This is a genomic window from Rhodococcus sp. KRD162 (assembly GCF_017168335.1).
Classification (GTDB): domain Bacteria; phylum Actinomycetota; class Actinomycetes; order Mycobacteriales; family Mycobacteriaceae; genus Rhodococcoides.
In genome coordinates, this window is the sequence record NZ_JABFAU010000066.1 from 1 (window position 1) to 5,346 (window position 5,346).

A 5,346-nucleotide genomic window follows, 5' to 3' on the forward strand; every position below is an offset into this window, starting at 1 on the left:
TTTCCGGAGTCGCCCATCTCCGGAACGACCATCGCGGCAGGACGACTCACGAGTTACGGCAGATAGTACGCTACTATCTGCCGTAAATCCTTAGCGCCGGATTTCGAGAATCTGCTCCCCGACCCCCGACTAGGCCGAGATTCGGTTCGGACCGTTCGACGTCCTGGAGGTGTGACAATGCAACCAGACCACCCAGCCAGCGGTTCCGATGATGCGGTGTCGAATTGGCTGGCTCGCTGGCTTCAGGACGCCTCGGCGTCGCCGGCATTCGATACCGCCGTCGATCTCATCGATGAAACGATTGCGGCAGAGATGCCGGAGTTGGTGTCCGACCCCGAGCTCCGCCGCGATCTCGAAGCCAGTACGCGAGGTCACCTGGCGGCGATTCTGTCAACGATGCGGGAAAACGACGTGGAGTTGCCACCGGAAGCATATGGACTGGCCCGAACCCTTACCCACCGCGGTTTCGGCGTGGAGGTCTTGTTCAGGCTGTATCGAGTGGCGCTTCGAGCTACCCAACGTTACTTCAGCGATGCAGTCGAACAAAGTGAGATCGATCAAGAGCTGAGGTCGAGCGTGCTCGTGCGAATGTGGTCGGTCAATAGCGAGTGGCTCGACAACGCCGTCGGAATCCTCGGGACCGTGATGGTAGATGAGCGAGTCAAATGGCTCGCCGGTGCCGCGGCAAGGCAAGGCGTAATCGTGTCCAAGATATTGCGTGGTGACCCGACGGACATCCGCAACGCCAGCCAGCTGCTCGCATACCCTTTGAACAGAATGCATACGGCGTTCTCTCTCTGGGCGGATGCCGAGTTCGATCTTCTGCCGCCGTTGGCAGAGATCGCCGTTGCGCTCGGCGCCATCGTCGGTGCAGATGCTGTCTTGGCTGTTCCCTCCGGAGAACGGGGGATGTGGATGTGGTGTGCCAGCAGCCGGGAACCCGACCTATCCTTGCTGTCGACATCGACTGCGCTGCGCGTAGCGACAGGTGTCCACGTAGCGGTGGGCATCTGCAGCACCGGTCTCGACGGGTTTCGACGTAGTCACCGGCAGGCTCTGTCCGCCCAGAAAATGGCAGTTGCCTCAGGTCGGACAAGGCAGGTCACTCGTTACGACGACGTCGAACTCGTGGCCATGGTGTCTGCCGACATGGAAGCAATGACGGAATTCGTAGTACGAGAACTGGGATCGCTGGTCGAGGACACCCCGGCGACCGAACGATTGCGCGACACGGCGCTTGCAGTGGCAACTTTGGGGGTCGCAGGTGCAGCACAGGCGATACCGGTCCACAAGAACACTGTCCGGTACAGGCTCAACCAAATCGAATTGTTGCTGGGACATCCGATCGACCATCGACGCGGCCAGGTGGAATTGGCCCTGCGCTGCGTGAATGAATTCGGAGCCCCCGCATTCGCGTCGCTCTGAAGCCGCCCAGGCTTTACGTTGTGTCCGGAGCACAAAGCTGAGGCAAGTTTTGTCCTATCGTGACTAGCCCGATGGATGAGACCCACGCCACAATGGCAGATGTCAGTTCGATACGGGATCCGCAATCGACCCACTATCCGCCACACCCGCTCAGCTCCACGATCGAACATGCACCCGCATGAATGGTCCGGGCGAATTCTACGACTCTTCCCTCAGGAATCGACGTGCCATTCGTCGAATGACACGGGCTGAAGCCGTAGTCGAGGCAATGTGACGCTACTTGTTGCGCGGCAAATTCGACGCTGGTGGCGTAGCGAGACACCCACTCACTGGACGCAAAACGCTAACGCTGTTGCGACGGGCGACTCAGTGCCACATCACCGATCCTCACAGTTCGAGACCAACACGATTTCGTTCCCAACCGCAACTGACTATCGATCGGCACATTTCAACGAACGACGGAGGACATTTTGAAGACAAGGGCTGCGGTACTGCGCGGAATCGGTCAGAAATGGGAGATCGAGGAACTCGACCTCGATGATCCGAAAGCCGGCGAAGTACTGGTCAAGATCACTGCGGCAGGTTTGTGCCACTCGGATGCGCATTTCGTGACGGGAGACCTTCCCATTCCATTCCCGGTAGTCGGCGGTCACGAGGGTGCTGGTGTCGTGCATGAGATCGGCCCGGGAGTAACGGAGGTGTCGGTGGGGGACCCGGTTGTACTGTCGTTCATTCCTTCATGTGGCCGGTGCAGCTACTGCGCCAGAGGAATGATGAACCTGTGCGATCTGGGTGGTGCGATCATGCAGGGGCCCCAACTGGACGGCACCTATCGCTTCCACAGCCGCGGCGAAGGGATCGGACAGGTGTCATTGCTCGGCACCTTCAGCGAGTACACGGTGGTGCCGATTGCGAGTGTGGTCAAGGTCGATCAGGGCCTAGCGCTCGACAAGGCAGCCCTCGTCGGTTGTGGGGTGACCACCGGCTTCGGTTCGTCGGTTCGCACAGCGGAACTTCGGGTGGGCGAAAGTGCGGTCGTGATGGGAATCGGAGGCATAGGAATCAATGCGGTGCAGGGCGCGAAAGTAGCCGGCTGCCGCTATGTCTTCGCTATCGACCCAGTGGCCTTCAAACGAGAGAAAGCGCTCGAGCTCGGAGCCACACACGCCTTCGAAAATGTGGATGAGGCCCTCCCCGTGATCACGGATCTAACACGAGGCCAACTTGCAGACGCGTGCATCATCACTACCGGCGTCGCCGAACCCGACCAGGTTCGTGAAGCGCTTTCTGTCGTCGGCCGACACGGCCGGGTCGTGGTCACTGCGGTCGGCCATCCCACCGAGCAGACCGTTTCGGCATCGCTCCTCGAACTGACGCTCTTCGAGAAATCGATCCGCGGTTCATTGTTCGGGTCGTCCAGCCCACAGATGGATATTCCCCGGTTGCTCGAGATGTACAACCTCGGACAGGTGAAACTCGACGAGCTCATCACCACCGAGTATCAGCTCGATGAAATCAACGAAGGGTACGCGGACATGTATGCAGGACGAAATCTTCGTGGACTCATCCGATTCTAAAGGGTTCGCAGCAATCAAACCAACGTGGGCGAAGGAGCATCTTGTGAGTATCGAGGAACTGTCGCAACAGATTACGGACACAGTCGATGTGTACAACCCAGCAACGGGAGAACTGGTGGGGCGCGTGACCGTTCAGACCCCCGACGAGGTCGACATGGTCGTACAGGAGCTGCGCACACATCAACCTGCGTGGGAGGCTCTTGGCCCCAAAGCGCGTGCTTCTTGGCTACGAAAGCTCAGAAACTGGTTGCTCGACAACGAGGCGCACCTCGTAGACGAGATTCGCGCGGAGACCGGCAAGCCACGGACCGAGGCAGTACTCGAAGTCATGTTCGTATGCGACGCGATCAATTACTACGCGAGTCGAGCTCATAAGTATCTGGCAGACGAAAGAGTCAGGCCACACGGACTTCTGACCGCATCCAAGAAGCTTCTCAAGATCTACCGCCCATATCCAGTGGTCGGGATCGTGACCCCGTGGAACTTCCCACTGTTGATACCTGGTGTAGATGCTGTACCGGCGCTGCTCGCCGGCGCAGCAGTAATCATCAAGCCCTCTGAAGTGACACCCTTGTCCACCGTCGCCCTTGTTCGCGGGTGGCAGGAAATCGGGGGACCCCCAGTGTTCGCCCACGTCACCGGTCGCGGGGCAACTGGTGCTGCAGTAGTAGATGCAGTGGACATGGTGCAATTCACCGGGTCTACCAAGACTGGACGAGCGATCGCCGCCCGAGCGGGTGAACGTTTGATTCCCTGCAGTGTCGAACTCGGAGGTAAGGACCCCGCGATCGTTCTCGCGGACGCGGATCTGGAGCGCGCGGCAAACGGCATCACCTGGGGAGGCCTGGTCAACTCGGGGCAAGCGTGCATTTCGGTGGAACGGGTGTACGTCGAAGCTCCCGTGTACGACCAGTTCGTGAGCCTGGTGACCAAACAGGTAGAACTTCTTCGACACGACACTAACGGTGAAGAAGCGAACTCCGCCGATGTGGGAGCGTTGGCTACGGGGGAGCAGGTGAAGATTGTTGTCGACCACGTCGATTCCGCGATCGCCCTGGGTGCCAAAACTCTCACCGGCGGTGCCCCCAGTAAAACCGGCACCTTCTTCGAACCGACCATTTTGGTGGACGTCGACCACTCGATGGTGTGTATGCGCGAGGAGACCTTCGGGCCCACGATCCCGATCATGAAGGTTACAGACGTCGACGAAGCAATCCGGCTGGCCAACGACTCTGATTTTGGACTGTCGGCCACGGTGTGGACGAAAAATCGTCGAAAGGGTTTGGCGATAGCGCGTCGACTCGAAGTGGGGGCCGTCAACATCAACGACGCTTACGCCAACCTTTTTTGCTTCGGACTGCCTTTCGGAGGCTGGAAGGGGTCGGGCCTAGGGGCCAGACTCGGAGGCGCGCAGGGCATCCGAAAGTTTTGTCGACAGAAAGGAATTACCGTTCCACGAGTGCCGACGATGAAAGATGAGATCCTGTGGTATCCGTACACCGACCGGCGCGGCACAACCGCCGCGAAGGTGTTGCGCCTACTGACCGCTCGTGGGTCACGACGCCTGTCTCCTGATCACCGAAGCAGCAGACAGCAGCCAGAATAGCGGCGCGCCGGTCCGCAATCAGGTCCGCGAGCCCCTCCTGTCTGCGCTAGATCTGGCACTCGTGATCGCGAGCCGACTCTCAACTGAGCGGTGGAGTCGAGTTCCCTGTGGCGTGTGCGATTCGAACGCTGAGCAATCTCGCGATTCGTGCACCCGATCGCAGGTCGCACCGCCCCGCACCCGGTTACCTAATGAGTTAGTATTGGTAGGTGATAAGTGACGCCGATGGCACGTAGCCGCGCTACCGATAACGAGACTCTGCTACGTGCCGCAGCGGAGGTTTTCGAATCAAAGGGATACAGCAACGCGACCATCGACGACATCGCAGAGGCCGCAGGAATTTCTCGCCCCACTGTCTACAAGTACACATCGAGCAAACGGTCGCTGCTCGATGACATGGTCAACATGGTGTGCGCTGACCTCGATGAACGACTTCACCTTGTGGTTTGCTCAGACGCGGCACCGACTGTCCGGCTGCGTCGGTTGATCGATCTCCACGTCGAGAGTGCGACGAAAATGAAGCAGTTCTACTCGATCGTCTTCAGCGAACAGGCAGAATTGTCCGAGCATGCGGAGGTGCGGTGGAGCGAGTTCACGCACGCTGTTGCCATGCATCCCGGTTACCGGATCTACTCCAGCTCCGACGGCCACGTCGCGCTGGCCGCGCTCGAGCCGCACTTCTGGGAGCGCGCCCGCGCCGGTCTCGGTGTCGAGGGCACCCAGGAGGAGCTCGAGCAG

4 protein-coding genes are annotated in these 5,346 nt (G+C 59.5%); all 4 read left to right on the plus strand.

All coding sequences use genetic code 11. From position 1 onward, the window contains the following. The first annotated feature begins 177 nt into the window (after positions 1–177). Positions 178–1,425, plus strand: a complete 1,248-nt coding sequence (locus J1M87_RS26505; RefSeq protein WP_206492672.1) for a CdaR family transcriptional regulator — start codon at positions 178–180, stop codon at positions 1,423–1,425. A gap of 470 nt (positions 1,426–1,895) precedes the next feature. Then, on the plus strand, positions 1,896–3,002 hold the full coding sequence (locus J1M87_RS26510; RefSeq protein WP_206492673.1) for an NDMA-dependent alcohol dehydrogenase: 1,107 nt from the start codon (positions 1,896–1,898) through the stop codon (positions 3,000–3,002). A 43-nt stretch (positions 3,003–3,045) separates the two neighbouring features. Then, positions 3,046–4,608: an aldehyde dehydrogenase family protein gene (locus tag J1M87_RS26515; protein WP_296780787.1), complete on the plus strand. Its 1,563-nt coding sequence runs from the start codon at positions 3,046–3,048 to the stop codon at positions 4,606–4,608. A gap of 225 nt (positions 4,609–4,833) precedes the next feature. Then, the coding region (locus J1M87_RS26520) for a TetR/AcrR family transcriptional regulator (RefSeq protein ID WP_206492675.1) at positions 4,834–5,346 on the plus strand (513 nt) is incomplete at its 3' end.